At 72.2% G+C, this 23,208-nt stretch carries 27 protein-coding genes and 1 pseudogene; 15 read left to right on the top strand and 13 right to left on the bottom strand.

Annotation, left to right across the window (positions count from 1 at the left end; genetic code table 11):
* The first annotated feature begins 243 nt into the window (after positions 1–243).
* Positions 244–920, top strand: a pseudogene (locus tag AB4030_RS02495) (alpha-L-arabinofuranosidase C-terminal domain-containing protein).
* A 27-nt stretch (positions 921–947) separates the two neighbouring features.
* On the opposite strand, the gene AB4030_RS02490 reads toward AB4030_RS02495, so the two are convergent.
* On the bottom strand, positions 948–1,658 hold the full coding sequence (locus AB4030_RS02490) for a zf-HC2 domain-containing protein (protein WP_442277591.1): 711 nt from the start codon (positions 1,656–1,658) through the stop codon (positions 948–950).
* Positions 1,655–2,143, bottom strand: a complete 489-nt coding sequence (locus tag AB4030_RS02485) for a sigma-70 family RNA polymerase sigma factor (RefSeq protein WP_442277590.1) — start codon at positions 2,141–2,143, stop codon at positions 1,655–1,657. Before AB4030_RS02485 ends, AB4030_RS02490 begins: the two co-directional genes overlap by 4 nt.
* A 143-nt stretch (positions 2,144–2,286) precedes the next feature.
* On the opposite strand from AB4030_RS02485, the gene AB4030_RS02480 reads away from it, so the two are divergent.
* Genes AB4030_RS02480 through AB4030_RS02470 form a run of 3 tightly spaced genes read left to right on the top strand, consistent with a single transcriptional unit; the run spans position 2,287 to position 3,974 of the window.
* On the top strand, positions 2,287–3,129 hold the full coding sequence (locus AB4030_RS02480; RefSeq protein ID WP_442277589.1) for a uracil-DNA glycosylase: 843 nt from the start codon (positions 2,287–2,289) through the stop codon (positions 3,127–3,129).
* 26 nt (positions 3,130–3,155) lie between these two features.
* Positions 3,156–3,590: a GNAT family N-acetyltransferase gene (locus AB4030_RS02475; protein WP_442277588.1), complete on the top strand. Its 435-nt coding sequence runs from the start codon at positions 3,156–3,158 to the stop codon at positions 3,588–3,590.
* A gap of 60 nt (positions 3,591–3,650) precedes the next feature.
* Positions 3,651–3,974, top strand: coding sequence for a hypothetical protein (locus AB4030_RS02470; RefSeq protein ID WP_442277587.1), 324 nt, complete (start codon positions 3,651–3,653; stop codon positions 3,972–3,974).
* Positions 3,975–3,992: 18 nt separating this feature from the next.
* Here the strand turns inward: AB4030_RS02470 and AB4030_RS02465 are convergent, their stop codons facing one another.
* The 5 genes from AB4030_RS02465 to AB4030_RS02445 form a co-directional block, all read right to left on the bottom strand.
* Positions 3,993–4,259, bottom strand: a complete 267-nt coding sequence (locus AB4030_RS02465; protein ID WP_442277586.1) for a hypothetical protein — start codon at positions 4,257–4,259, stop codon at positions 3,993–3,995.
* Between the two features lie 82 nt (positions 4,260–4,341).
* Positions 4,342–4,734, bottom strand: a complete 393-nt coding sequence (locus AB4030_RS02460) for a GNAT family N-acetyltransferase (RefSeq protein ID WP_442277585.1) — start codon at positions 4,732–4,734, stop codon at positions 4,342–4,344.
* A 118-nt stretch (positions 4,735–4,852) separates the two neighbouring features.
* Entirely contained in the window at positions 4,853–6,241 is a 1,389-nt protein-coding gene (locus AB4030_RS02455) for a DUF222 domain-containing protein (RefSeq protein WP_442277584.1), read from the bottom strand.
* A gap of 91 nt (positions 6,242–6,332) precedes the next feature.
* A complete protein-coding gene (locus AB4030_RS02450) occupies positions 6,333–8,108 on the bottom strand; it encodes an ABC transporter ATP-binding protein (protein ID WP_442277583.1) in 1,776 nt (591 codons plus the stop codon).
* Positions 8,105–9,910, bottom strand: a complete 1,806-nt coding sequence (locus tag AB4030_RS02445) for an ATP-binding cassette domain-containing protein (RefSeq protein ID WP_442277582.1) — start codon at positions 9,908–9,910, stop codon at positions 8,105–8,107. The genes AB4030_RS02450 and AB4030_RS02445 overlap by 4 nt, the downstream gene beginning before the upstream one ends.
* Positions 9,911–10,005: 95 nt before the next feature.
* Between AB4030_RS02445 and AB4030_RS02440 the strand changes: the two genes are divergently transcribed.
* Positions 10,006–10,509: a J-domain-containing protein gene (locus tag AB4030_RS02440; protein ID WP_442277581.1), complete on the top strand. Its 504-nt coding sequence runs from the start codon at positions 10,006–10,008 to the stop codon at positions 10,507–10,509.
* A 7-nt stretch (positions 10,510–10,516) separates the two neighbouring features.
* Here AB4030_RS02440 and AB4030_RS02435 read toward each other — a convergent pair whose 3' ends face one another.
* Positions 10,517–11,320 carry an HAD-IIA family hydrolase gene (locus AB4030_RS02435; RefSeq protein ID WP_442277580.1) on the bottom strand — a complete coding sequence of 268 codons (804 nt, stop codon included), beginning with the start codon at positions 11,318–11,320 and terminating at the stop codon, positions 10,517–10,519.
* Between the two features lie 35 nt (positions 11,321–11,355).
* On the opposite strand from AB4030_RS02435, the gene AB4030_RS02430 reads away from it, so the two are divergent.
* From AB4030_RS02430 to AB4030_RS02415, 4 genes are all read left to right on the top strand, one after another.
* Complete coding sequence (locus AB4030_RS02430; RefSeq protein WP_442277579.1) at positions 11,356–11,727, top strand: VOC family protein; 372 nt, start codon at positions 11,356–11,358, stop codon at positions 11,725–11,727.
* A gap of 116 nt (positions 11,728–11,843) precedes the next feature.
* Positions 11,844–12,224 (top strand): YciI family protein, encoded by a 381-nt coding sequence (locus tag AB4030_RS02425; RefSeq protein WP_442277578.1) that lies wholly within the window; start codon positions 11,844–11,846, stop codon positions 12,222–12,224.
* Positions 12,225–12,238: 14 nt separating this feature from the next.
* Complete coding sequence (locus tag AB4030_RS02420) at positions 12,239–13,474, top strand: RNA polymerase sigma factor (protein ID WP_442277577.1); 1,236 nt, start codon at positions 12,239–12,241, stop codon at positions 13,472–13,474.
* 19 nt (positions 13,475–13,493) lie between these two features.
* Positions 13,494–14,456: an alpha/beta fold hydrolase gene (locus AB4030_RS02415; protein WP_442277576.1), complete on the top strand. Its 963-nt coding sequence runs from the start codon at positions 13,494–13,496 to the stop codon at positions 14,454–14,456.
* A 12-nt stretch (positions 14,457–14,468) separates the two neighbouring features.
* Here AB4030_RS02415 and AB4030_RS02410 read toward each other — a convergent pair whose 3' ends face one another.
* Complete coding sequence (locus AB4030_RS02410; protein WP_442277575.1) at positions 14,469–14,984, bottom strand: flavodoxin family protein; 516 nt, start codon at positions 14,982–14,984, stop codon at positions 14,469–14,471.
* A gap of 133 nt (positions 14,985–15,117) precedes the next feature.
* Here AB4030_RS02410 and AB4030_RS02405 point away from each other — a divergent pair, with 133 nt between their 5' ends.
* Positions 15,118–15,738 (top strand): class I SAM-dependent methyltransferase, encoded by a 621-nt coding sequence (locus AB4030_RS02405; protein WP_442277574.1) that lies wholly within the window; start codon positions 15,118–15,120, stop codon positions 15,736–15,738.
* A gap of 14 nt (positions 15,739–15,752) precedes the next feature.
* Here the strand turns inward: AB4030_RS02405 and AB4030_RS02400 are convergent, their stop codons facing one another.
* Positions 15,753–15,968, bottom strand: coding sequence for a hypothetical protein (locus tag AB4030_RS02400; RefSeq protein WP_442277693.1), 216 nt, complete (start codon positions 15,966–15,968; stop codon positions 15,753–15,755).
* Positions 15,969–16,124: 156 nt separating this feature from the next.
* Between AB4030_RS02400 and AB4030_RS02395 the strand changes: the two genes are divergently transcribed.
* The 3 genes from AB4030_RS02395 to AB4030_RS02385 all read left to right on the top strand — a co-directional run bounded on the left by AB4030_RS02395 (position 16,125) and on the right by AB4030_RS02385 (position 17,236).
* Positions 16,125–16,523, top strand: a complete 399-nt coding sequence (locus AB4030_RS02395) for a VOC family protein (protein WP_442277573.1) — start codon at positions 16,125–16,127, stop codon at positions 16,521–16,523.
* A 36-nt stretch (positions 16,524–16,559) separates the two neighbouring features.
* Positions 16,560–16,895 (top strand): YnfA family protein, encoded by a 336-nt coding sequence (locus AB4030_RS02390; RefSeq protein ID WP_442277572.1) that lies wholly within the window; start codon positions 16,560–16,562, stop codon positions 16,893–16,895.
* An 80-nt stretch (positions 16,896–16,975) separates the two neighbouring features.
* Entirely contained in the window at positions 16,976–17,236 is a 261-nt protein-coding gene (locus AB4030_RS02385; RefSeq protein WP_442277571.1) for a metal-sensitive transcriptional regulator, read from the top strand.
* A gap of 28 nt (positions 17,237–17,264) precedes the next feature.
* Here AB4030_RS02385 and AB4030_RS02380 read toward each other — a convergent pair whose 3' ends face one another.
* The gene (locus AB4030_RS02380; RefSeq protein WP_442277570.1) at positions 17,265–18,905 is read right to left on the bottom strand and encodes an FAD-dependent oxidoreductase; all 1,641 of its coding nucleotides are present in this window, start codon (positions 18,903–18,905) and stop codon (positions 17,265–17,267) included.
* Positions 18,906–19,035: 130 nt separating this feature from the next.
* Between AB4030_RS02380 and AB4030_RS02375 the strand changes: the two genes are divergently transcribed.
* Together AB4030_RS02375 and AB4030_RS02370 are read left to right on the top strand one after the other, a co-directional pair.
* Positions 19,036–19,575 (top strand): hypothetical protein, encoded by a 540-nt coding sequence (locus AB4030_RS02375; protein ID WP_442277569.1) that lies wholly within the window; start codon positions 19,036–19,038, stop codon positions 19,573–19,575.
* Positions 19,576–19,648: 73 nt separating this feature from the next.
* Positions 19,649–20,452 (top strand): COG4705 family protein, encoded by an 804-nt coding sequence (locus AB4030_RS02370; RefSeq protein ID WP_442277568.1) that lies wholly within the window; start codon positions 19,649–19,651, stop codon positions 20,450–20,452.
* A gap of 21 nt (positions 20,453–20,473) precedes the next feature.
* On the opposite strand, the gene AB4030_RS02365 is transcribed toward AB4030_RS02370, so the two are convergent.
* On the bottom strand, positions 20,474–21,757 hold the full coding sequence (locus tag AB4030_RS02365; protein ID WP_442277567.1) for a class I SAM-dependent methyltransferase: 1,284 nt from the start codon (positions 21,755–21,757) through the stop codon (positions 20,474–20,476).
* Entirely contained in the window at positions 21,754–23,205 is a 1,452-nt protein-coding gene (locus tag AB4030_RS02360; protein ID WP_442277566.1) for an FAD-binding oxidoreductase, read from the bottom strand. Before AB4030_RS02360 ends, AB4030_RS02365 begins: the two co-directional genes overlap by 4 nt.
* Positions 23,206–23,208: the final 3 nt, after the last annotated feature.

The following is a 23,208-nucleotide window of genomic DNA, read 5'->3' as shown; positions in this document are numbered from 1 at the left end:
GTTTTCGGTAACCGTTGCAATCCACGTCGAGCCGGACGACATCCGCGTCTGGTGCCTCGGCAACGAGATGGACGGCCCCTGGCAGATGGGCCACAAGGCCGCCGAGGAGTATGCCCGGGTCGCCGAGGAGACCGCCCGCGCCATGCGCCGCGTCGACGACACGCTCGAGCTCGTCGCGTGCGGGTCGTCCAACCGCCGCATGCCGGCCACGTCGCCGCCGTCAGGGGGGCCGACAAGCGGATCATGGTCTCCTTCGACGAGTGGAACGTGTGCTTCCAGGACCGCTTCCACGGCGAGAGCTCGCTCGAGATCCGTGAGGCCCGCGAGCTCATCGAGGACGTCTACGACGTGACCGACGCCGTCGTCGTGGGCAGCCTTCTCATCACCCTCCTGCAGCACACGGACCGTGTCTCGATGGCGTGCCAGGCGCAGTTCGTCAACGTCATCGCGCCCATCGCCACCGCGCCGGAGGCGCGTCGTGGAGGCAGACGATCTTCCACCCCTTCGCGCTCACGGCGAAGTATGCCCGTGGCACCGTGCTGCGCCCTGCCGTCGCCTGCGACACGGTGGAGACCACGGCCTTCGGGCCCGTCGACCAGGTCGTCGTCACCGCGACGCACGACCCCGAGACCGGTGACCTCGCCGTCTTCGTCGTCAACCGGAGCCGCACCGAGCCGGCCGAGCTGGCGCTCGACGTCGCGGCGGTCGTGGAGGGCGCCCCCACGGCATACGCCCTCGTCGAGCACCTCCAGCTGCACGACGACGACACCTCGACGACCAACACCGAGGCACAGCCCGACCGAGTCGTCCCACGTCCGGGGGACGCGACGGTCGACGGCGCCGACGGCACCACCCTCGCGGCAACCCTGCGGCCCACCCCATGGCACTGCATCGGCCTCACCGAAGGGACCGTTCAGTGACCAACTCCACGCGGCGCCTGGCCCCGGTCACGTCTGGGCGGAGGCGAGCACCTTCCCCGTGCCGGTCCGCACCTCGAGGGTCTGGATCTCGTTGGGGCTCAACGCCGTTGCCCCGGTGACGCGGGAGTATCCGGCTGCCGTCGCGCGCCAGGAGGCGGCGGTCGTGGCCTTGCCCTTCGCGTCGATGACCCAGAGGGCGAGCTCGCCGTTGGTCGGCATGTCCTCGCAGTCGATGTCGAGCTGGGTGCCCCAGCCGCGCTTCACGAGCGCGACGTCGATCCGGACCGAGCTGCCGGGGACCGCCGCCACCGCCACGTGCGCCGCTGCCGGGGTTGCCGACGCCGCCGGCGCCGGCGTGGTCGTCGCGACGAGCGACGGGCCGAGCCACGCGCCCCCGGCGAAGAAGATCACCGCTGCCGCAGCCGCAAGGGCCGTGAGCCAGGCTCGCCGGAGGCGACGACGTCGCGCGACCTCGCCGAGCAGCGTCGTGACGCGCGCGTCGCCCTGCTCGGTCGAGAGGGCTTCCGGCGCGGCTGCGGGACCATGGGCCAGGTGCGGACCGCCCTCCGGTCCGGCCAGGTCGAGCAGACGGGGCAGCCCGGAGACCTGGCCGAGCTCCGCCTGGCACGGTCCGCACGTGCGCAGGTGCTCGCTGTAGGTGCGGTGGTCCTCGTCTGACAGGCCACCGAGGACGTACGCGCCGAGCAGGACGTGCACGTCGTCCGATCCGGGGTTCATCGGTTCACTCCCATCTCGTCGAGGATGACGCGCAGGTTGCGCACGGCGTAGTAGGCGCGAGACTTCACGGTGCCCTGCGGCACCCCGACCCGCTCCGAGGTCTCGGCGACGCTGAGCCGTTCGTAGTAGAGGTAGCGCACGATCTCACGGTGGTTGGCCTGCAGCCGGCCCAGGGCCTCCTCGACGAGCACCTGGTCCAGCGCCCGGTCGAGCGCGGAGTCCTGCTGGGCGACGTCGACGAGCTGGGCCTGCTGCGGACGGCGACCAGCCGCGCGGTACTGGTCGACGATGAGGTGGCGGGCGGTCGTGATGAGGTAGGCGCGGAGGTTCTCGGCCTCGGGCGCCTGCTTCCAGACGCGCAGGATGACCTCCTGGACGATGTCGTCGACGCGGTTGGCATCGCTCGTCGCGCGCCACACGACGCGCCGCAGCATCGGCCCGTGCTCGCGGTAGATCTCCGCGACCGCATCGTCGTCGAGCGGCATGCCGCCGCCACCTCCTCACTCGTGCTCCCAGAACCGGAGACGCCTGCGAGCCGACTCCGGTTCAGCGGTCAACTCCCTGCACCGTCTCACGACGTCGCCGGGTCCGTATGCCGTCTGCGCGGGTCCCGCCTACCGTGGGGGCCATGTGCCCTGCCGCCATGCCGAACCCGGCCCAGCACCCCGTCACGGGAGGCCTCTTCCTGTCACCGGTCCCCGCCGGCACCGGATGGCCCGGTGACCCGGCCTCGGCCGAGACGCCCGTGGCGGCCACCCCCGCGCAGGTGCGCCGGCTCGCGAAGGCGGCGGACGGCATACGCGAGCTCGATGCCCGTGTCAGCGTCTGCCGCGCGTGCCCGCGGCTCGTGGAGTGGCGTGAGTCGGTCGCGACCCGGGGACGCCGCGCGGCGTTCGCCGACCAGCCCTACTGGGGACGTCCGGGGCCGTCGTTCGGCGACCCCGATGCGGAGGTGCTCATCGTCGGTCTGGCGCCGGCAGCCAACGGCACCAACCGAACCGGGCGCATGTTCACCGGCGACCGCTCCGGCGACTGGTTGTATGCCGCCCTCCACCGCGGGGGGTATGCCAGCCAGCCGACGTCGGTCGCGTCGGGTGACGGCCTCGTGCTGACGGGACTGCGCATCGTCGCGACCGTCCGGTGCGCGCCACCGGCCAACAAGCCGACGACCGAGGAGAAGGCGACGTGCGCGCCGTGGCTCGACCGAGACCTCGAGCTGTCGGAGCCGCGCCTGCGCTCGATGCTCGCGCTCGGTTCGATCGCCTGGGATGCGGCGCTGGGAGCAGCTCGCCGTCGCGGGTGGCTCGTGCCACGGCCCAAGCCGAAGTTCGGCCACGGGGCCGAGGCCGTACTGAGGACGGCGGCCGGCCACCCGGTGCGGCTTGTCGGCAGCTACCACGTCAGCCAGCAGAACACCTTCACAGGCAAGCTCACCGAGGCGATGCTCGACGAGGTCATCGCGCGCCTCTGAGCGCGGCCGTGGCAGGATCACGGCCCGTGACAGAAACGACGCGCTTCCGCTCGGTCGTCGGCGAGGCCGACGCGGCCCTCGACCAGCGACTGTCCGACGAGCTCGACGCCGTCAACGCCGCAGCGACTGCGGGCACGCCCGCGGCGCGTGAGCTGACCGTCCGTCTCGTCGACGAGTCCGGCGAGCTGGCGGCGGGGGTCAGCGGGTGGACGTGGGGCGTCGCCGCCGGCATCGGCATGACATGGGTCCGGGAGGACGCCCGGGGGACGGGCCTGGGGGAGCGGCTGCTCGCCGACTTCGAGCGGGAGGCCCGGGCTCGGGGCTGCACCCACGTCTTCGTCACCTCGTTCACCTTCCAGGCACCGGGCTTCTACGAGAAGCAGGGCTATCGCGAGATCTTCCGCTGGGACGGAGTCCCGACGCCGGACGCAGCGGACGTGCACTTCCGCAAGGAGCTGTAACCGTAGCGGTTGAGTAGGGACGCTGATGCGGGACCGGTCACGGTGGGCAAGGGTGGCGCCGTGGCACCACGCAGCGTTCGGCCGTACCTCCTCGCCCTTGGCGTCCTCTGGCTCCTTCCGGCACTCCTCGTGCTCGTGCTGCACCTGGCGCTCCCGGACCACAACGCCGCCGGCGGGTGCAGCGGCATCGGTTTCGGCTGCTCCCTGCCGCCCTCGGAGGCGGTGGTGCTCCTCGGCCTCATGGCGGCCGGTCCGCTGATCCTCCTGGGGCTGGTCGTGTGCGTCGTCATCTCGGTCGTGCGCGCCCGGCGTGACCCGCGCGCGGCAGCGAGCGAGGCGCCTGGGATGACGGACAGCACCGAAGCCGACGCATCCGAGGGCTGACTCCGGCGGAGCCCGCTGTCAGAGGAGAACCAACGGGTCGTACCCGAGGACGGCGAACATTCCCGCAGCTGCGACGACCCCGGTGACCACGGCGATCGGGAAGGCCTCCAGCACGGGCGACCACGCGGCGGCTCGGGTCCGCAACGCCAGTCGCGACAGCACCACCGCGCCGACGACGTTGATGCCGATGCCGACTGCCAGCGCGAGCTCGTAGCGGCCGACGACCGGGTCGTCGACGGATCCGACACCGAGCACGCGGGTGAAGCCATAGGTGAGGGCATGCACGGCGAGCAGCGCGAACGCCAGGCCGGCCAGGAAGACCGTCGTCAGGACGCCGATGGCCAGCTACCGCGACCTCTGCGCGCGGTCAGAGGTCGATGTCGTAGCCGAGGAGCTCGGGGCAGGGGGCGAACGAGCTGTGGCTGCGTTCCCCCGTCGGGCGCCACCCCCGCTTCTCGTAGAAGCGGCGGCCGCGGCCGTTGGCGGTGAAGACGCGGAGCCGGGCCCGCCCGACGTCCCGCTGACGCAGGTGGTCGAGGACGGCGTCGTGGGCGAGCGTCGCCAGGCCCGTGCCCCAGTGCTCGACGGCGATGCCGAAGTGCAGGAACTCGTCGCCACGCGTGGCGGCGAAGCCCGCGACGGCTCCGTCACGCAGGATGACGAAGCAGTCGGTCCCGGGGAGGTCGATCTCGCGCAGCCAGCGTTCGGCGATGGCATCCCGCGGGAACGGGTGCTGGTCCTGCGGGAAGACCGCGGCCAACCCGAGGACCGCCCCCGGCTCCTGGGACCTCGACGACCGCCTCCACGTCTGCCGCGGTCATCGCCCTGAGAAGGCTCGGATCGACCCCTGTCACGTGGGGAGTATGACCCAGGCGTGGTCAGGTCGGGGTGAAGTCGACGAGGTGCAGGTGCAGGGGGCCGCCGGTGGGGGCGGGATAGCGCCGGCCGAGACGGGGTCGTGGCCTGCGACGGTCTGACGCTTCAGTTTGGTCGGGGTCGTCGGCCGGGTTCGGGCGTGCTGGTCGGGGTGGGCCGATGTGCAGGCCGGCGTGGGTGGTGAACACCAACCCGTCGGGGCGGGTGGGGTCGCCGGTGATGGTGAACTCGCCGCGGTGGTGACCGTCGTGGTGGAAGGTGCACAGCGCCAGCAGGTTGGTGTCGTCGGTGGGTCCACCGTCTCGCCAGTGGATTCGGTGGTGGATCTCGAGGTGTCGGGTGGAGCCGCAGCCGGGGAAGCGGCAGCCCCGGTCCCGGTCGAGGATCAGGACGCGGGTGCGGTGCGGGACGACGCGTTGGGTGCGGCCGACGTTGACCGGGCGCCCGTCGGTCTCCCACACGGGGGTGAGGGTCCCGTCGCAGGTGAGCTGGTTGGCGATGTGCTGGGGGAGGCGGGGTCGACCGGTCAGCCAGCCGCCGTCGGTGTCGAGGTGGACCTGCACTCGGTAGCGCGCCCTACGCGCGGCACCACCCGAGTCGCTCGAGCCTGCTGCGTCGAGGGATCGGGTGGCCATCAGGTGAAGGGCGTCAGCCCAGGTGACGCGCGGGCGGCCACCGTCGGTGACGCACCGGGTCGGGTCGATGACGTCACCGTCCATTGCCCGCTTCTGCTCGTCACTCACGCCGTCACCGTCAGGGCTGAGGGTGTGGAAGAGATGGTCCTTCGCCTCGGCGAGGGCTGCCTCGACGAGGGCGCCGACCTCGGCCGGCGCGTCATAGTGCAACCGGAACCTGCCGTCGGCGTCGACGCCCATGCTCAGGTGGGCCGGTGGGGCCGGCTCCGGTTGCTGGTCGTCGACGCCGCGGTCCTGCCCGTCAGGAACGAGCTCACCGGGTCGGACACCGTCCTCGTCGTCGACGCTGTCGGGTTGGAGGGTGAAGGCATAGCGGCTGACCGAGCGCTGTAGCTGCGTCACGGTCGCGTGCTGGGCGAACTCGGCGACGGTCGCATCGAATTCGGCTGGAGTGTGCCGGGCGACGACCGCGGCCTGGTCCAGGCTGATCCGGCCCTCCCGCAGCGCTGCAGCAGTGGCGGGAAGCTCCCCGGCACGACGGCCCACCAGGATCATCGCGGCAGCCTGACCCCGTGACAGTCCGGCGCGGAGCATCAGCCAGTGCTCTGGTGAACGCAGCCCCGCCGCCTGCCACGATCCGTCAGCGAGGACGGTGGCGACGAAGTCCACGAGCCGGGCGTGCGCATCGTGCAGATCGGCGGCCAGGGACGCGACGTGGTCCCAGTCCTGCTCGATCCGCTCCGCGCTCTGGCTCATACCCCAATAGTACAGGTGTTCGACTAGTCAGATCAAGAGATATCCCCACGGAATCACTTGCAGCACAATGTTTTTCGCCAAATCCGGGCCCTCAACGATACGCGCGGGCCTGCAGCTCGAACAGCTCGGCGTACGCCCCTCCCGCGGTCATCAGCTCGTCGTGCGTGCCGTCCTCCGCGACTCGCCCGTCGACGAGGTGGATGACGCGGTCGGCCGCCCGCACCGTCGACATGCGATGGCTGACGATCACCGTGATCCCACCGGTGCGGGCGCTGACGTCCCGCGCCCGATCGACGTAGCCGCCGAGGATCACGTCTTCGGCCTGGGCATCGAGAGCCGACGATGGCTCGTCGAGCAGCATCAGCAGTGGGGCGTCACGGAGCATCCCTCGGGCGATCGCGAGCCGCTGCCACTGGCCGCCGGAGAGCTCGGTGCCGCCGGCGAACTGTCTGCCCAGCTGGGTGTCGACGCGGCGCGCGAGCCCGTCCACCAACCGGGTCGCGTCCGCCCGCTCGAGGGCAGCCGCCACCCGGTCGGGGCTCGCGTGGGCGAGGTCGCCCATCGACACGGCCTCGTGCAGCGGCACGTGCGGGGTGGCGTGGTCCTGGAAGACGGCACCGAGCCGCGCGTGCCAGGCGGCGTGCGGGATGTCGCCAAGCGGCTGACCATCGACGAGGATCGCGCCCGTCGTCGGGTCGTGCAGGCGCGCGAGCAGCGAGACCAGTGTGGACTTGCCAGCCCCGTTCTCCCCCACGAGCGCCACGGTCGTGCCGCGCTCGAGCACGAGGTCGATCCCCGAGAGGCTCGGCTCCGTCGCTCCCGGATAGGTGAACGACACGTCCCGCAGCTCGATGCCCTGCCCGAGTCGGGCGGGCACGGAGCCGGACGGCGTGACGAACCCAGCGGCATACTGCTCCACCTCGTCGAGACGCGCGATGTGCTGGGACGTCTGCACGGCATACGCGACGAGGCCCTGCAGCATGCCGACCATGCTCTCGACCTGTGGCACGAGGAGGACGAGCACGACGAGCGATCCGACGCCGACCGACCCGGCCCGCACCAGCGTGAAGACCCCGAGCAGGCTTACCGCGAGCACCGCGATCCACATGAGTCGAGCGAGCACTGCGAGCGTACGCGTGCGGCGGGCCGCCCCTGCCACGGCCGCGAGCCGCTGGTCGAGGGCAGCGTCCTGGGCTTCGAGGAGGGCCGCCGGCGCACCGCTGCACCGCACCTCGATCCCGGTGCCGGGGTCACGTGCGATGTCGAGGAGGCGATCGGCGACCCGGATCGTCTGGGCGTTGTCACGCTCTGCGTCCATGCGCGCCCGGAAGACGCGACCCGACGCCCAGGCGGGGAAGAGAGCAGCCGGGATGAGCAGGGTCAGCCACCAGGCGATAGACGCCAGAACGCCCGCCAGGGTGACGGTCCCGATGATCGCCGAGACGTCGGTCGACAGGCGGAGCCCGGCGTTGCCGAGCTGCCTGGCGTGGCGCCGGACCAGGGCCACCCGGTCGGCCATCTCCGGCATCTCGTGGTGGGCGATGGTGGGTATGCCGGCGATGACGCGCAGCACGTGGTGGTGGGCATAGCGTTCCCCGAGGTCCTCGACGAAGAACCACACGAGCGGCCACGATACCGACTGCAGGACCGCGACGACGATCCCCGCACCCACGAGCCAGAGGCCGCTGGCCACGCGATCGGCATCGCCCGCTCCGAGGCCGTCGACGACACGGCCCACTCCGAGCGTCGCGAGCGGGGCGAGCACGGCCGCCGCAACCGAGATGGCGAGCCCGACGGCCGCGAGCCAGGGTGCGGCGGCCAGCCCGAGCACGAGCCAGAGGTGCACCCGACGGAGCAGCGTGCTCATAAGCCCTCCGCGGCGAGCAGTCGTGACGACTGGAGGGTGAAGAGTCGCGCGTACGTGGCGCCCGCGCCCATCAGCTCGTCGTGCGAGCCGTCCTCCGTGATGCGCCCGTCCTCGAGCACGAGGATCCGGGGGATGGGCCGCAACACCGAGAAGCGGTGCGACACCACGAGCGACGTGATGCCGGAGGTCAGGGCGAGCTGCCGCTCGACGAGGTGGGCCTCGGACCGCGCGTCCAGCGCGGCTGCCGGCTCGTCGAGCACCATCATCCCTGCGCCCCGGGCGACGCCGAACGTCGCTCGTGCCAGCGCGATCCGCTGCCACTGCCCGCCGCTGACGTCCTGCCCGCCGGGGTAGGTGGCGTCGAGCACGGTGTCCCAGCCCGAGGTGAGGTCGGCGATGACGTCGGTGGCACCGGAGCGGTTGCCGGTCGACTCGAGGTCGATGGCGTCGGCCGCGGTCCACCGACGGCCGGCCCCGAGGGTCACGTTGTCGCGAGCGGTGAGCGGGTAGCGGCAGAACTCCTGCGTCAGCACGGCGACCCGCCGCTGCCACTGCACCACCTCGGCGTCGGTCATCGATGCGAGGTCGACACCGTCGACGAGCACTCGACCCCGGTCGGGGCGCGTGGTCCCGGTGACGAGCCGGATGAGCGTCGACTTGCCGGCACCGTTGACCCCGACGAGGCCGACGTTCTCGCCTGCTTCGATGCGCAGCGAGAGGCCGTCCAGCACGGGGACGTCTCGGCCGGCATACGTGAAGGTGACGTCGTGGAGCTCGACCATGGGCGGGCGCCCGCGCCGTGTGCTGGGTGCGCCAACGACTGCCCGAGAGGGTGGTTCGGGCAGCGGCCGGCCGTAGAGGCGCTCCGTCTCCACGAGGTCGGACAGCACGGCTGCGCCGCGGACGAAGAGCGGAAGGCCGCCGATCTCGACCTGGGCGAGGAGCAGCACGAGCGGAATCGCGGTTGCGACGGCGCCGACAGCGACCTCGTCGCCGAGAGCGCCGTCGACGACGTGGACGACCACGCCGACGGCGATCGCGGCGCGGGCTCCGTCGAGCAGCAGGGTCCAGGCGGAGTTGTGGATGCGCTTGCGCCAGAAGGGCTTCCACGACAGTTCCATCCGGTGCCAGTAGCGGCGACCGAGCCAGTCGGCCAGGCCGAAGACCCGGACCTCCTTCGGCGCAAGTCCGGTGGCGAAGGCGAAGGCGTACTCCGCGTGCCGCTGGTCCTCGGTGGCCCCGACCCACTGGTCGAGCTCACGACGCATGAGCACCGCGCGCACGACTGCCACGGCCACGGCTGCAGCGAGGAGCAGCAGGGCGCTCGGCCATCCGACGACGGCGCCGACCGAGACCGTCGCCCCGACGAGGGTCAGCACGCCCGTGACGGCGATGCCGCCCTGCATGAGGCCCTGGTTGATCTCCCAGAGGCGCGAACGGACCCGCTGTGCGCGATCGAGGAAGTCGGGGTCCTCGAGGTGCTCGATCCCAGCGGGTGCGACGAAGAGGCGGGCGAGACGTACCAGCACGTCCTTCTCCGTGCGCAGGCTGAGGTCCTGGAAGACCGGCTCCTGCGCACCCGAGATGACGACCTGTGCCGCCAGCACCGCGACGAGGGCGCCGAACTCGAGACCGATGGTGCCGAGCGGACCACCGGCCGCCGCTGCCGGGAGGTCGTCGACGAGACCCCCGACGAGCCAGGGCACACCGATGGCGACGCCCGCGACGAAGAGCGCGTTGACGACGACGAGCACCACCCCGAGCGGATGCACGCGGAACTGGTGGCGGATGAGTCCGAGCACGGGTTCCCCTGTCGTCGTGGACGCTGACCCACCTCTGGTCTACCCGACCGCGGCAGGACGCGCATCCGGATATCGCATCGGTTAGCGTGGATCGCATGACGGGCCAGCCGTACTGGGAGAGCCCAGTGGAGAAGCAGATCCGCGAGGCGCAGGAGCGCGGGGACTTCGACAACCTGCCTGGTGCCGGCAAGCCCCTCGACCTCAGCGACTCCGGCGACCCTGACTGGTGGGTGAAGCGCTTCGCTGCGCGCGAGAACCTCGACCTCGGCGGTGCGCTCCCTGGAGCGCTCGCGCTCCGCAAGGAGGCGTCGGGCTACCCCGAGTCCCTCGCCGACGTCCGCACCGAGGCGCAGGTGCGCGAGATCATCGAGGACTACAACAAGCGCGTCCTCGCCGACCGGCTGCGCCCGGCCGTCGGCAACCTGCCGCCGCTCATCGCCAAGACCCTCGACGTCGACGAGATGGTCGAGCGTTGGCGACCGCTGCGCGCCGAGCTCGAGGAGGAGCACCGCCGGGCGCGGGAGGAGCGAGCCGCCGCTCGCGCCGCCGAGCTCGACACGCAGGGCCCGTGGTGGCGCCGGCTGTTCGGCCGGAGCTGACAGCGGCTCAGCGCTGCTCGCGGTCCTCGTGGGCGACGAACTGCACCAGGTCGGCCACCGAGGCGACGATGCGGCTCGGCCGGTAGGGGAAGTGCTCGACCTGCTCGCGGCTTGTCGAGCCGGTCAGCACGAGGACGGTGCGCAGGCCGGCCTCGAGTCCGCTGATGATGTCGGTGTCCATGCGGTCGCCGACCATGATCGTCGTCTCGGAGTGCGCGTCGAGCCGGTTGAGGGCGCTGCGCATCATGAGCGGGTTCGGCTTGCCGATGTAGTAGGGCTGCCGGCCGGTTGCCGTCGAGATCAGGGCCGCGACCGAGCCGGTGGCCGGCAGCGTGCCTGCAGGGCTGGGGCCGCTCGGGTCGGGGTTCGTCGCGATGAAGCGGGCACCCCTCTCGATCAGGCGGATCGCGCGGGTGATCGCCTCGAACGAGTAGGTGCGGGTCTCACCGAGCACGACGTAGTCGGGGTCGCGGTCGGTCATGACGTAGCCGACGTCGTGCATCGCCGTCGTCAGGCCGGCCTCGCCGACGACGTAGGCCGAACCCCCGGGCCGCTGTTCGGCGAGGAACTGCGCCGTCGCGAGCGCGGAGGTCCAGATCGCCTTCTCCGGCACGTCGATGCCGCTCATGAGCAGGCGGGCCCGCAGGTCGCGCGGCGTGAAGATCGAGTTGTTCGTCAGGACGAGGAAGGACCTGCCGGACTGCTCCAGCGCCGTGATGAACTCGGCGGCGCCCGGGATCGCGTCCTCCTCGTGGACGAGGACGCCGTCCATGTCGGTGAGCCAGGTCTCGACGGGCCGGTGATCGGTCATGGACCCATTGTGGTGGGCCGGGCTACTTTCGGTGGATGGGACTCGTCCAGATCGCCCAGCACGCCGACGACCTCGGCCGGGCCACCGCCTTCTACCGCGACCTCCTTGGCGCGGAGCCGCTCGCGACCTACGACCCGCCGGGTCTCGTCTTCTTCGACCTCGACGGCGTGCGACTGCTCCTCGACGCCGGCGCACCCAGCGCCCTGCACTACCTGCAGGTCGACGACCTCGAGGCCACGGTGGCCCGGCTGCGCACGGCCGGGGTCGAGGTGCGCAGCGAGCCGCACGTCATCTTCGGTCACGACGACGACACGCTCGGCCCGGCGGGCACCGACGAGTGGATGGCCTTCGTCGTCGACTCCGAGGGCAACCTCGTCGGCCTCGTCGAGCAGCGCCCGCGCGCCTGATCGCCGAGACCGTCCGGCGACCTGTCGATTTCGCGGGACCGCGTTCGTGTAGAGGGTGGAGGTGCACGGAGGGTGCACCCGGGACCGGCCGGCAGCGCCGGCAGGAGGAGATCACCGTGAAGACCTATCTCATCAGCCTCTTCTCGCCCGACGGGCCGCCGCCCGAGGACCTCGACCTCACGCGGGTCATGGCCGACCTCGAGGTCGTCAACGCCGACATCCGCGCCGCCGGCGGCTGGGTGTTCGCCGGTGGGCTCGCCGACCAGGGCAGCGCGACGACGATCCGCACGTCCGGCGGGGTCACCGACGCCGTGCTCACCGACGGACCGTTCGTCGAGGCGAAGGAGCACCTCGGGGGCCTGTCCATCGTGCGCTCGGGCGACTACGACGTCGTCCTCGGCTGGGCCGAGCGCATCGCCAAGGCGACCGGCCTGCCGGTCGAGGTGCGCCCGTTCCAGGGCGAGGACGAGCCCGGCCAGGCGCCGACCGACCGCTGACGGCACCCTGCGCCATGGCTGTCACGAGTGCGGACATCGCCCGGGTCTTCCGTGCCGAGCACGGGCGGGCGGTGTCCGTGCTCATCCGGGCCCTCGGGGACATCGACCTCGCCGAGGACGCGGTGCAGGACGCGTTCACCGTGGCCGTCGAGCGGTGGCCCCGCGAGGGTATGCCGCCCGGCCCGGCCGGCTGGATCATCACGACCGCACGCCGCCGCGCCATCGACCGCCTCCGGCGCGAGTCCACCCGGGAGGCGCGCCAGGCCGAGGCCGCGGCGCTCCACGCGGTCGATCCCACTGACGGCCCGGACGAGGAGGGACCCGTGAAGGACGAAAGACTCCGCCTCGTCTTCACGTGCTGCCACCCCGCACTCTCGCGGGAGGCGCAGGTGGCGCTGACCCTGCGACTGCTGGGCGGCCTGACAACACCCGAGATCGCCCACGCGTTCCTCGTCCCGGAGGCGACGATGGCGCAGCGGATCGTCCGGGCCAAGAACAAGATCCGCACAGCTGGCATCCCGTACCGGGTGCCGCGTGACGAGGACCTCCCGGCCCGCGTCACACCGGTGCTCCGCGTCATCTACCTCATCTTCACGGAGGGGCACACGGCGACGGCGGGGGACGATCTCGGCCGTCCCGACCTCGCTGCCGAGGCGATCCGGCTCGGGCGCGTGCTCGTCGAGCTGATGCCCGACGAACCGGAGGCCGTCGGTCTCCTCGCGCTCATGCTCCTGACGGAGGGCCGCCGTCCGGCGCGCACCGACACCTCCGGCGAGCTCGTGCCGCTCGCCGACCAGGACCGCTCGCTGTGGAACGCGGCCATGATCGCCGAAGGCCACGCGCTCGTACGCCGGTGCCTGCGTCGGGACGCCCCCGGTCCCTACCAGCTCCAGGCCGCGATCAGCGCCGTCCACACCGACACCGCCGATGCCGCGGGCACCGACTGGTCCCAGGTCGTCGCCCTCTACGACCACCTGCTTCGCCTGGCACCGACGGACGTCGTCCGGCTCAACCGGGCCGTCGCCGTCGCCGAGCTCGACGGCCCGCAGGCGGCGCTCGGCCTGCTCGACGGTCTCGACCTCACGGCATACGCCCCGTTCCACGTGGTGCGAGCGGAGCTGCTGGGCCGGCTGGGACGACGCGGCGAGTCGGCGGCCGCGTGGGAGCGTGCGGCGCAGCTCAGCGACAACGCGCCGCAAGCGCGCCACCTGCGACGCCGGGCGGCGGCCGCCGCGGCGGAACGCAAGTGACCGGCGGTAACCTGCCGTCATGACGACGCCGCCGTCCATGACGCCTCTCGACCTCGCCTCCCGGTGGGGCGGGGTCAGCCGCACCGCCGACCTCGACGGTCCCGTCCAGTGGGTCGACTTCGGCGGCCCCGAGACCCCACCCGAGGAGGGACGTGAGCTGCCGCCCGTCGTCCTCGTCCACGGACTCGGTGGGTCGCACCTCAACTGGGTCGGCATCGCGCCCGCGCTCACCGAGCGTCGCCGGGTCGTCGCGCTCGACCTGCCGGGGTTCGGGCTGACCCCGGCGCTCGGCCGGGACACCAGCGTCAACCACAACGCCGCCCTGCTCAGCCGCTTCGTCCACGAGGTGCTCGGAGGTCCCGTGGTCCTCGTCGGCAACTCCATGGGCGGGATGGTGAGCCTGCTGCTCGCCGACCGTCGCCCCGAGCAGGTTGCGGGGCTCGCGCTCGTCGACCCGGCCCTGCCGAACCCCGGCGCCCGCCCCGACCCGCAGGTCGCCGCCACCTTCGCGATGTATGCCGTGCCGCGGGTCGGCGAGCTGGTGCTGACGCACTACAACACCCGCTTCAGCGACCGCCAGCGCGTGCTCGGCACCGTGGCGCTGTGCTTCGCCGACCCCTCCCGGGCCGACGAGGACGTCGTGGCGGCGGGCATCGAGCTCGCCGCCTGGCGACGCTCGCTCCCGGACCCCGAGGCCGAGTTCCTCGGCGCGGCCCGCTCACTCCTGCGGGTGCTGCGCGGGCGCCGGGAGTACGACCGGATCATGCGGGAGCTACGGGTGCCCGTCCTGCTCATCCACGGCACGCACGACCGGCTCGTGCCGATCTCCGCCGCGCGCCGGGCGGCACGGCTCAACCCGGCTTGGCGCACGGCCTACCTCGACGGGGTCGGTCACACGCCGCAGCTCGAGGCGCCCGAGGACGTGCTCGGGCACCTCGAGCCCTGGCTCGACTCGCTCGACTCGCTCGACTCGCTCGGCTGAGGGGCCGAAGGGTCAGGAGACGCCGTGCGAGACGCGGGCTGCGAGCTTCACGCCCCACTCGCGGGCCCGGTCGAGCTCGCCCTCGACGACGGGACCGGCCACGTCCTCGACCCAGAACGTCTCGCCGCGCTCGGCGCGGTCGAATCCGCGATGCCGCAGGGCCTTGGCCGCGGCGCTCGCCGCCGACCCGGGCAGCATCTTGACGTGCACGCGGGTGTCGAAGGTGACGACCGGGAGCCCCGGCCGCGGCGCGACCGTCGCGATCCACTCGCGAACGCCCTCGCGGGCAGGCGTGGCTCCCTTCGTCGCCGCGTCCTGACGGGTCTGCGGGCGCGTCATGCTGAACCCGTGGGTCGGGCCGCCGACGAGCAGCAGGCCCACGTCGTCGGCGATCGCGGTCGGCGCATCGTCGACGTGGACGACACGGACGTCGCCGTCCGCTCCGCCCTGACGCATCCCCTCCGCGACGGCCGAGGCGATCTGGTGGGTGTTGCCGAACATGGACTCGTGGACGATGAGGACGTTCATGGGTGGCTGCCTCTCCGCCATCCACGCTACGCGCGGCCGGAATGACTGATCCGGTTTCGTGACGCACGAGACCCGCGGCGGCACAATGGGTTTCGCCGGCGTCGAGCGACGCTGCCAACGACGAGGAGGGCACGTGGACGCCAAGGACTGGGACGAGAGGTATGCCGCCCACGACCTCGTGTGGTCCGCCGAGCCCAACCGGTTCGTGGCCGAGATCATCGGGCCGCTGACCCCAGGGCACGCGGTCGACCTCGCCGCGGGCGAGGGCCGCAACGCGATCTGGATGGTCGAGCAGGGGTGGACCGTCGTTGCGTCGGACTACTCGTTGGTGGCTGTCGAACGGATGCGGACGCTGGCCGCGGACCGGCTCGGTGACGACGCGAGCCGTCTGACCCCGGTCGTCGCGGATGCCACCCAGCCGGCGCCGGGCGCCCCGGCGGCCTACGACCTCGCGCTGCTCTGCTATCTCCAGCTGCCCGCCGACGAGTGGCGGCAGGCGCTGCGGGCCGGGGTGGAGGCGGTCCGGCCCGGCGGCCGCGTCGTCGTCATCGGCCACGCGGGTCGCAACCTCGCCGAGGGGTGGGGCGGCCCCAGCGAGCGAGCCGTGCTCTACGACCCCGACGAGGTGCTCGACCGTGCCGACGGCCTGCCGGTCACCGCCCTGCAGTCGGGCATCCGGGAGCGCCCGGTCGAGACGGTCGACGGGACGAAGATCGCGCTCGACACCGTGGTCGTGCTGCGGCGCGAGGGCTGACGCGCCCTGGCGGACTAGCGGCGGCCGTACTTCTTGTGGACGGCCTGCCTGCTGACGCCGAGCTGCTCGGCGATCTCCGCCCACGCGAGGCCCTGGTTGCGCGCTCGGCGCACCACGGCGGCCTCGGTGCGGTCGGCCGCGCGCCGCAGCTCTCTCGCGGCAGCAAGGGCGGCGCGAGGGTCGTCGTCGCCCGTGGCCCGAGCCAGCTTGAGCATGTCGTCGACCTCCATCGTCACCGTGGTCACCCTTCGCGGCCTGTCAACCTCTGTTGACACGGTATGCCGTCCCGTTCGCTCTCGTCAACCGCTGTTGACACCCTGTGTGGGTGGACGGCAGTGGGTGGGAAAGCAGTGGCCCGCTGCGGCGGCTCCGAACAGGATGTCCGCATGGCCCTCGCCCTCTCGCACACGACCGTCAACGCCCTCGACGCCCATGCGCAGTCTGTCTGGTGGGCCGACCTGCTCGGCTACCACGAGGATCCCGCCGACCCCAACGAGCCGGGGCGCGAGGAGTGCATGATCTTCTCTCCCGACGAGACGCACCGGCTGCTCTTCGTCGAGGTCGAGGATGCCAAGCAGGTGCGCAACCGCGTCCATCTCGACCTGCGTCCGACCGACCGGCCGCGGGACGAGGAGGTGGAGCGCGTGACAGGCCTCGGGGCCACGGTCGTGCAGGACTGTCGCACCGACGACGGCCGCGGGTGGGTCGTCCTCGCCGACCCTGAAGGCAACGAGTTCTGCATCCTGCGCAGCGATGACGAGCGGCGCGCGGCAGGGGACCTCTGAGGCTCCACAGGCGCGCGACGGTGCGACGATGACCGCGTGACCGTCACCCGCTCGATCCTGCTCTTCGTGCTCGCCGCCCTCGCCGAGATCGGCGGCGCGTGGCTCATCTGGCAGGGGGTGCGCGAGCACCGCGGCTGGCTCTGGGCCGGTGCGGGGGTCGTCGCGCTCGGCCTCTACGGCTTCGTCGCCACGCTGCAGCCGGATGCCAACTTCGGGCGCATCCTGGCTGCCTACGGCGGCGTCTTCGTCGTCGGCTCGCTGCTCTGGGGCATGGTGGCCGACGGCTTCCGGCCTGACCGCTGGGACGTCGCGGGCGCGTTCGTGTGCCTCGTCGGGGTCGCTCTCATCATGTACGCACCCCGCTCGAGCTGAGCGTCGACGGCGGGAAGAGGTGACGGCATACGGCGGGGGGTATCATGGGACGTCACCCCCGACGACCCCAGGAGAATGCCGTGGAGCTCGACCTCGACGAGATGCAGTCGGTCATCCGTCGCCTCAACCGCGCCCGCGGCCAGATCGGCGGCATCGTCAAGATGATCGAGGAGGGGCGCGACTGCAAGGACATCGTCACCCAGCTCGCCGCGGTCTCCAAGGCCCTCGACCGGGCTGGGTTCGCCGTCATCGCCACCGGCCTGCGTGAGTGCCTGACCAATCCGCAGGGCGAGGAGATGGACGTCGCGCAGATGGAGAAGCTCTTCCTCTCCCTGGCCTGACGGTCTGAGCGCCTCGCGGCTCAGCGGCTCAGTGCGTCAGCGCCGCCTCGCGCGTGCTCGTGCCGGCCAGCCACGTGCGGTAGCCGCCGTCGAGATTGCGCACGTCGCGCCCCGCGTGGCTCAGGACCTGTGCCGCGGTGTGGCCGCGCTGGCCGACCGCGCAGTGCACGACGACCCGGCCGGCGGGGACCTCGTCGAGGCGCTGGCGCAGCTCATCGACGGGGATGAGCAGGGCGCCCGGGATCGCCCCGGCCTCGTGCTCCGCCTGCGTGCGCACGTCGACGAGGACGGCTCCGTCGGCGACGGCGTCCGCGAGCTCGTGCCACTGGATCGAGCGCGCCACGCCGGTGCGGAGGTTGTCGGCGATGTAGCCGAGCATGTTGACGGGGTCCTTGGCCGAGGCGAACTGCGGCGCGTAGGCCAGCTCCAGGTCGGCCAGGGCGCTCGCCATGAGGCCACCCGTCATCGCCGTTGCGATGACGTCGATGCGCTTGTCGACGCCGTCGCGGCCGACGCCCTGCGCGCCGAGGATCGCGTCGGTGTCGCGGTCGACGAGCAGCTTGAGGCTCATCCCCTCGGCTCCCGGGTAGTACGTCGCGTGCGCGGCGGGGTGGGTGTGGACGACGCGATGCGGGCGGCCGGCGGCGACGAGACGCTTCTCGCTCCAGCCGGTCGTCGCGACCTGGAGGCCGAAGACGCCGACGATCGCGGTGCCGAGGACCGGGCGGTCGTGGGCGGAAAGCCCCGCCATGACGTCGGCAGCCATCCGACCCTGGCGGTTCGCGGTGTTGGCGAGCGGCACGAGCACCTGCTCCCCGTCGAGCGCGTCGCGCTTCTCGACGGCGTCGCCGACGGCCAGGATGCGCGGGTCGCTCGTGCGGAACCGGCTGTCGACGAGGATGCCGCCGAGGTGGCCGGTGGCGAGACCGGCATCGGCCGCGAGGCGCGTGTCGGGGCGCACGCCGACGGCGGCGACGACGAGGTCGGCACCGACCTGCTCGCCGCTCGAGAGGACGACCGTGTCGGGTCCGATCGCGGTGACCGAGGTGCCGAGCCGCAGCGTCACGCCCGAGGCTCGGAGGTGGTCCTGGACCGGCGCGACCATCTCGGGGTCGAGCGGCGCCATCACCTGGTCGGCAGCCTCGACGACGGTGACGGCGATGCCGCGGCGGGTGAGGTTCTCGGCCAGCTCGAGACCGATGAAGCCGCCACCGATGATGGCTGCGGTGCGGGCGGGCGCGCTTGCGGCCACGAGCGCGTCGGTGTCCTCGATGTCGCGCAGCGACAGGGCGCGCTCAACTCCGGGGATCGGCGGTCGCACGGGGCGAGCGCCTGGCGAGAGGAGGACGTGGTCGTAGGGCAGCTCGGACTCCGCTCCCGTGGCGAGCTCGCGGACGACGACGACCCGGCGCTCGCGGTCGATGCGCACGGCCTCGGTGCCGACGCGCACGTCGAGACCGAACCGCCGCCCGAGCGAGGCGGGCGTCTGGAGCAGCAGGGACTCACGGTCCGCGATGACGCCACCCACGTGGTAGGGCAGGCCGCAGTTGGCGAACGACACGTGGCCGCTGCGCTCGACGACGGTGATGTGGGCGTCCTCGTCGAGGCGGCGCAGGCGCGTGGCGGCGCTCATGCCCCCGGCGACACCGCCGATGATGATGTGGTCCATGGATCAAGCATACCCCAGGGGGTATGTCAGAACGAATTCGGTAGGGCCTGGGGCCGCCGATCATGGTCGTCCCGGGCTCTGGACGAGGCGGGCACCGTGGGGCGACCATTGAGGGCACCGGAGGTCCCCCATGAACGTCCAGCCGAATGCTGCCACTCCACCCCGTGCTGCGCCGGGACCGATCGACGTGCGGGGGTTCGACCGCGACCGGGTCGAGACAGCCGTCGACCTTGCGATCTACCTCGACCGGGTCCGCCGGCACCGGTCGGAGCTGCGCGAGTCCGTCGCGGCCGTCGACCTCGCGCTCAAGGCGCCCATCGCGCGCGGCGGGGCGTGGCGTGAGCGGGTGCGTGCGGCCCTCGCCGAGCTGGCCCACGACTTCGACGACCACATCGCGCTCACCGAGAGCCCCGGCGGCATCTACGACCGCGCCCGCCGCAGCGCGCCGCGCCTGTCCGGTCGCGTGACGCGACTGCTCGAGGAGCACCGCGACCTGCACGGCGCCATCCACGGCTACCTCGCAGTCCTCGAGTACGGCGGCACGATGGCCGACCTGCCCGTCTTCCGTGAAGAGCTCACCGTCCTCGTCGGCCGGCTCGTCCGGCACCGGCAGAAGGGCGGCGACCTCGTCTATGAGGCCTACGACGTCGACCTCGGCGGGTCCGACTGACGCCGTCGAGCGATCAACGAGATCTGACGTACATGTCAGGAAACGTCCACCTGCGCTTGGCACCATCGGCGGCGTGACCGCCCCCGAGCCCACCAGTGAGACCACCACCGCCCCACCGACGGCACGACCACGGGCCCTTCTGGCCCGCGTCCCCGAGCTGACGGTGCTCTTCTGGGTGCTCAAGATCCTCACGACCGGCATGGGCGAGACCGCCTCCGACTACCTGGCGCACACGATCGGTCCCGTCCTCGCGGTGTGCCTCTCGGGTCTGGCCCTGGCGGCCGCGCTCGCCGGCCAGCTCGCCGTCAGGCGCTACGTCCCGTGGGTCTACTGGACGGCCGTCGCCATGGTCAGCGTCTTCGGCACGGTTGCCGCCGACGTCGCGCACGTCGGCCTCGGGGTGCCGTATGCCGTGTCGACCGTCGCCTTCGCCGTCGCGCTCGCGGTGGTGCTCGGGCTCTGGCACCGCACCGAGGGCACCCTCTCGGTGCACAGCATCGACACGACGAGGCGCGAGCTCTTCTACTGGGCCACGGTGCTGACGACGTTCGCCCTGGGCACGGCCGCCGGCGACCTCACCGCGGTCTCGGTGGGCCTGGGCTACCTCGGCTCGGCCGTGCTCTTCGCCGTGGCGTTCACGGTGCCCGCGGTGGCGCACCTGCGCTTCGGTCTCCACCCCGTCGTGGCGTTCTGGGCGGCCTACATCATCACCCGGCCCCTCGGGGCCTCCGTCGCCGACTGGATGGGGGTCTCGTCGGTGCGAGGCGGCCTGGGCCTCGGCACCGGCGCGATCACGCTGGCCTGGGCGGCGGCCATCGTCGTCATCGTCGGCGGTGCCGTCGTCAGCGGTCGGGCCCGAGCCGCCACCGTCGACTGACGGAGGGCGCCCGCGGCCCGCTCAGCCGTCGGCCGGCTCGAAGCGCGGACGCAACGGGAAGCCCGACACCCCTTCGCCGGTCGTGCGGGAGGCCAGCACCTGGTGGAGCTGGATCCCGCCGCGCTCGAAACCGAGTCGTGAGCCCGCGAGGTAGAGCCCCCACACGCGGGCGCGGCCGAGCCCGGCGAGCTCCACGCACTCGTCCCAGTTCTTCGCGAGGTTCGCGTTCCAGGCGGCGCAGGTGCGGGCGTAGTGCTCGCGCAGGTTCTCGTGGTGGCGCACCTCGAAGCCCTCGTCCTCCATGACCCGCACGATGTCGCCGCTGCCGGTCAGCTCGCCGTCGGGGAAGACGTAGCGGTTGATGAACCCCCGCGCGGGCAGGCCCGCGTGCTGGTTGTCGGGCCGGGTGATGCAGTGGTTGAGCAGACGCCCCTCGTCGCGCAGGCGCTCGCGCAGGAAGCGGAAGTAGGCCGGGTAGTTCGCGACGCCGATGTGCTCGGTCAGGCCGATCGAGCTGATCGCGTCGAAGCCGTGCTCGGTGACGTCGCGGTAGTCGCCGTGCCGGACCTCGGCGCGGTCGCCGATGCCGTCCGCCTCGATCGCGGCCCGGGCCCAGACGGCCTGCTCCCGGGACAGCGTGACCCCCAGGGCGGTGACGCCGTAGTGCTTGACGGCGTGACGCACCATGCCACCCCAGCCGCAGCCGACGTCGAGCAGCCGCATGCCCGGCTGCAGGCCGAGCTTCCTCGCGACGAGGTCGTACTTGTACGCCTGGGCCTCCTCGAGGGAGGCGCCGTCGGTGGGGAAGCAGGCGCAGGTGTAGGTCATGGAGGGCCCGAGGACCAGCTCGTAGAAGGCGTTCGACACGTCGTAGTGGTGGCTGATCGCGGCGGCGTCGCGGCCCTTGCCGTGCCGCAGGCCGTGGGCCATCCGCCGCAGCTGTCCCGGTGTCTCCTCCGGCGGCAGGGTCGGCGGGTGGGGTCGGTGGCGGGCGAGGAACCGGGCCAGCTCGACAGCGTCGTGCCCGCTCGGCCGGCGCGCCGTGAGCCCTTCACTCATGAGGCGGATCACGTCGTAGGGGTCCGCCTCGTCCATCCCGTCGATGACGAGGTCACCGAGCAGGTAGGCGCGCGCCAGGCCGAGGTCACCGGGCGCCGTGAGGAGATGGTTGAGCGCCTCGGGACTCGTCAGGCGCAGCACGAGCCCGTCCGGACTGCCACCCTCGGAGCCGTCCCACGCGACGACCCGCACCGGGGCGTCGGAGCCGAACACACGGTCGAATGCCTGTCCCACCGTCAAGGTCATCGAGCTTGCACCGCCTTCTCGTAGAGCGTGGGGAACCGTCCCCTCGGGTCGTACCTGCGTTTGACGGGGTCGTATGCCGTGCCGCCGTAGAGGGCGTTGAAGGTCGCCTCGTCGTAGTACGCGTCGGAGTAGAGCGACTTGTGGCCGCCGAGCCGGGTCACCTCGGCCTCGATGCTGCGGTTGACATCGCCGTCGTGCGCGCCGGGCTCGATCGGGACGCTCGACCAGAAGCCGACGTTGACGTAGCGCTCGCCGCGCGCCATCGGGTAGAGAGGCCACGGGGCCTCGCCGGGCGGCGAGTCGGGCGTCGGGCGCAGCTGGATCGGGCACAGCCAGACCGGCTCGATCGGGACCTCGCGCAGGAACCAGTCGACGAACTCGGCCGTGCGGTCGAGCGGGATCTCGACGTCCTGCACGACGCGCTCACGTCGGGGCTGGCCGCGCAGCCGGTCGACCCGCGCCATCACGCGGTGCCGGTTCTCGAAGGCGACGATCTTCCAGTAGACGTCGCTTCGCAACAGGTGGCTGGGCCAGAGTCGGCGCACGGTCGGGATCTGGGCGCCGAAGGCCCGGCTGCACCAGAACCAGTCGGTGTCCCAGCGCCAGAGGTAGTCGTGGGCGGTGAGCACGTCGGTGCGGCGGTGCTGGATCGAGCGGTAGAAGACCTGGCCGCCGGTGTAGTCGCTCGGTCGCGCCTGGCCCTCGAGGTGGTCCGTCCACCGGCCGAGGGTGAGGTAGGCCTCGGTCGGGCCGAAGACGACGCCGTCGACGAAGTCGACCCGGTCGCCGTCCCACGTCTGCGACGCCATGACGTCGCCCACCGCGGCGGTGAGTCTGCCGACCGAGTCGAACCGCACGTGGCGCAGCGCGACGTAGGGCCGCGCCGGCTCGAGCTCGATGACGAGGTCGAGGGCGTAGCCGAGGGACCCGTAGGAGTTGGGGAACGTGCGGAAGAGGTCGGCGTGCTCGCCGTCAGGCGACGCCGTCACGACCTCCCCGTCACCGGTGAGGATCCGCATCTCGAGCACCGACTCGTGGGGCAGGCCGTTGCGGAACGACGACGCCTCGATGCCGAGCCCGGTCACGGCCCCGCCGATCGTGATGGTCCGCAGCTGCGGCACGACGAGCGGCACGTAGCCGTGCGGGAGCAGCTCGTCGACGAGCTGCTCATAGGTCGTCAGGCCACCGACCAGGGCGGTGGCCGGCCCGCCGTCGAGGCCGGGCCGCACCTCGACGACGCCGCGGAACGCGGACAGGTCCAGTCCGGGCGCGTCGGTGGCACTACGGGTGCGGAAGAGGTTGGAGGTGCGCTTGGCGAGCCGCACGGGCCGGTCGGGCGGCAGGGCGGCATACGCCCTCGTCACCTGCTCGAGAGCACGCTCGTGCTCGCGGACCCGGTGGAGGGGTGCGAGCCCGGCTGCGGCAGACGCGACGTGGAGGGGAGCCACCGT

Source organism: Terrabacter sp. 2YAF2, assembly GCF_052114705.1.
Lineage (GTDB): Bacteria > Actinomycetota > Actinomycetes > Actinomycetales > Dermatophilaceae > Terrabacter.
The sequence above is the reverse complement of the archived record's forward strand: the minus strand, read 5'-3'. Positions and strand labels throughout refer to the sequence as shown.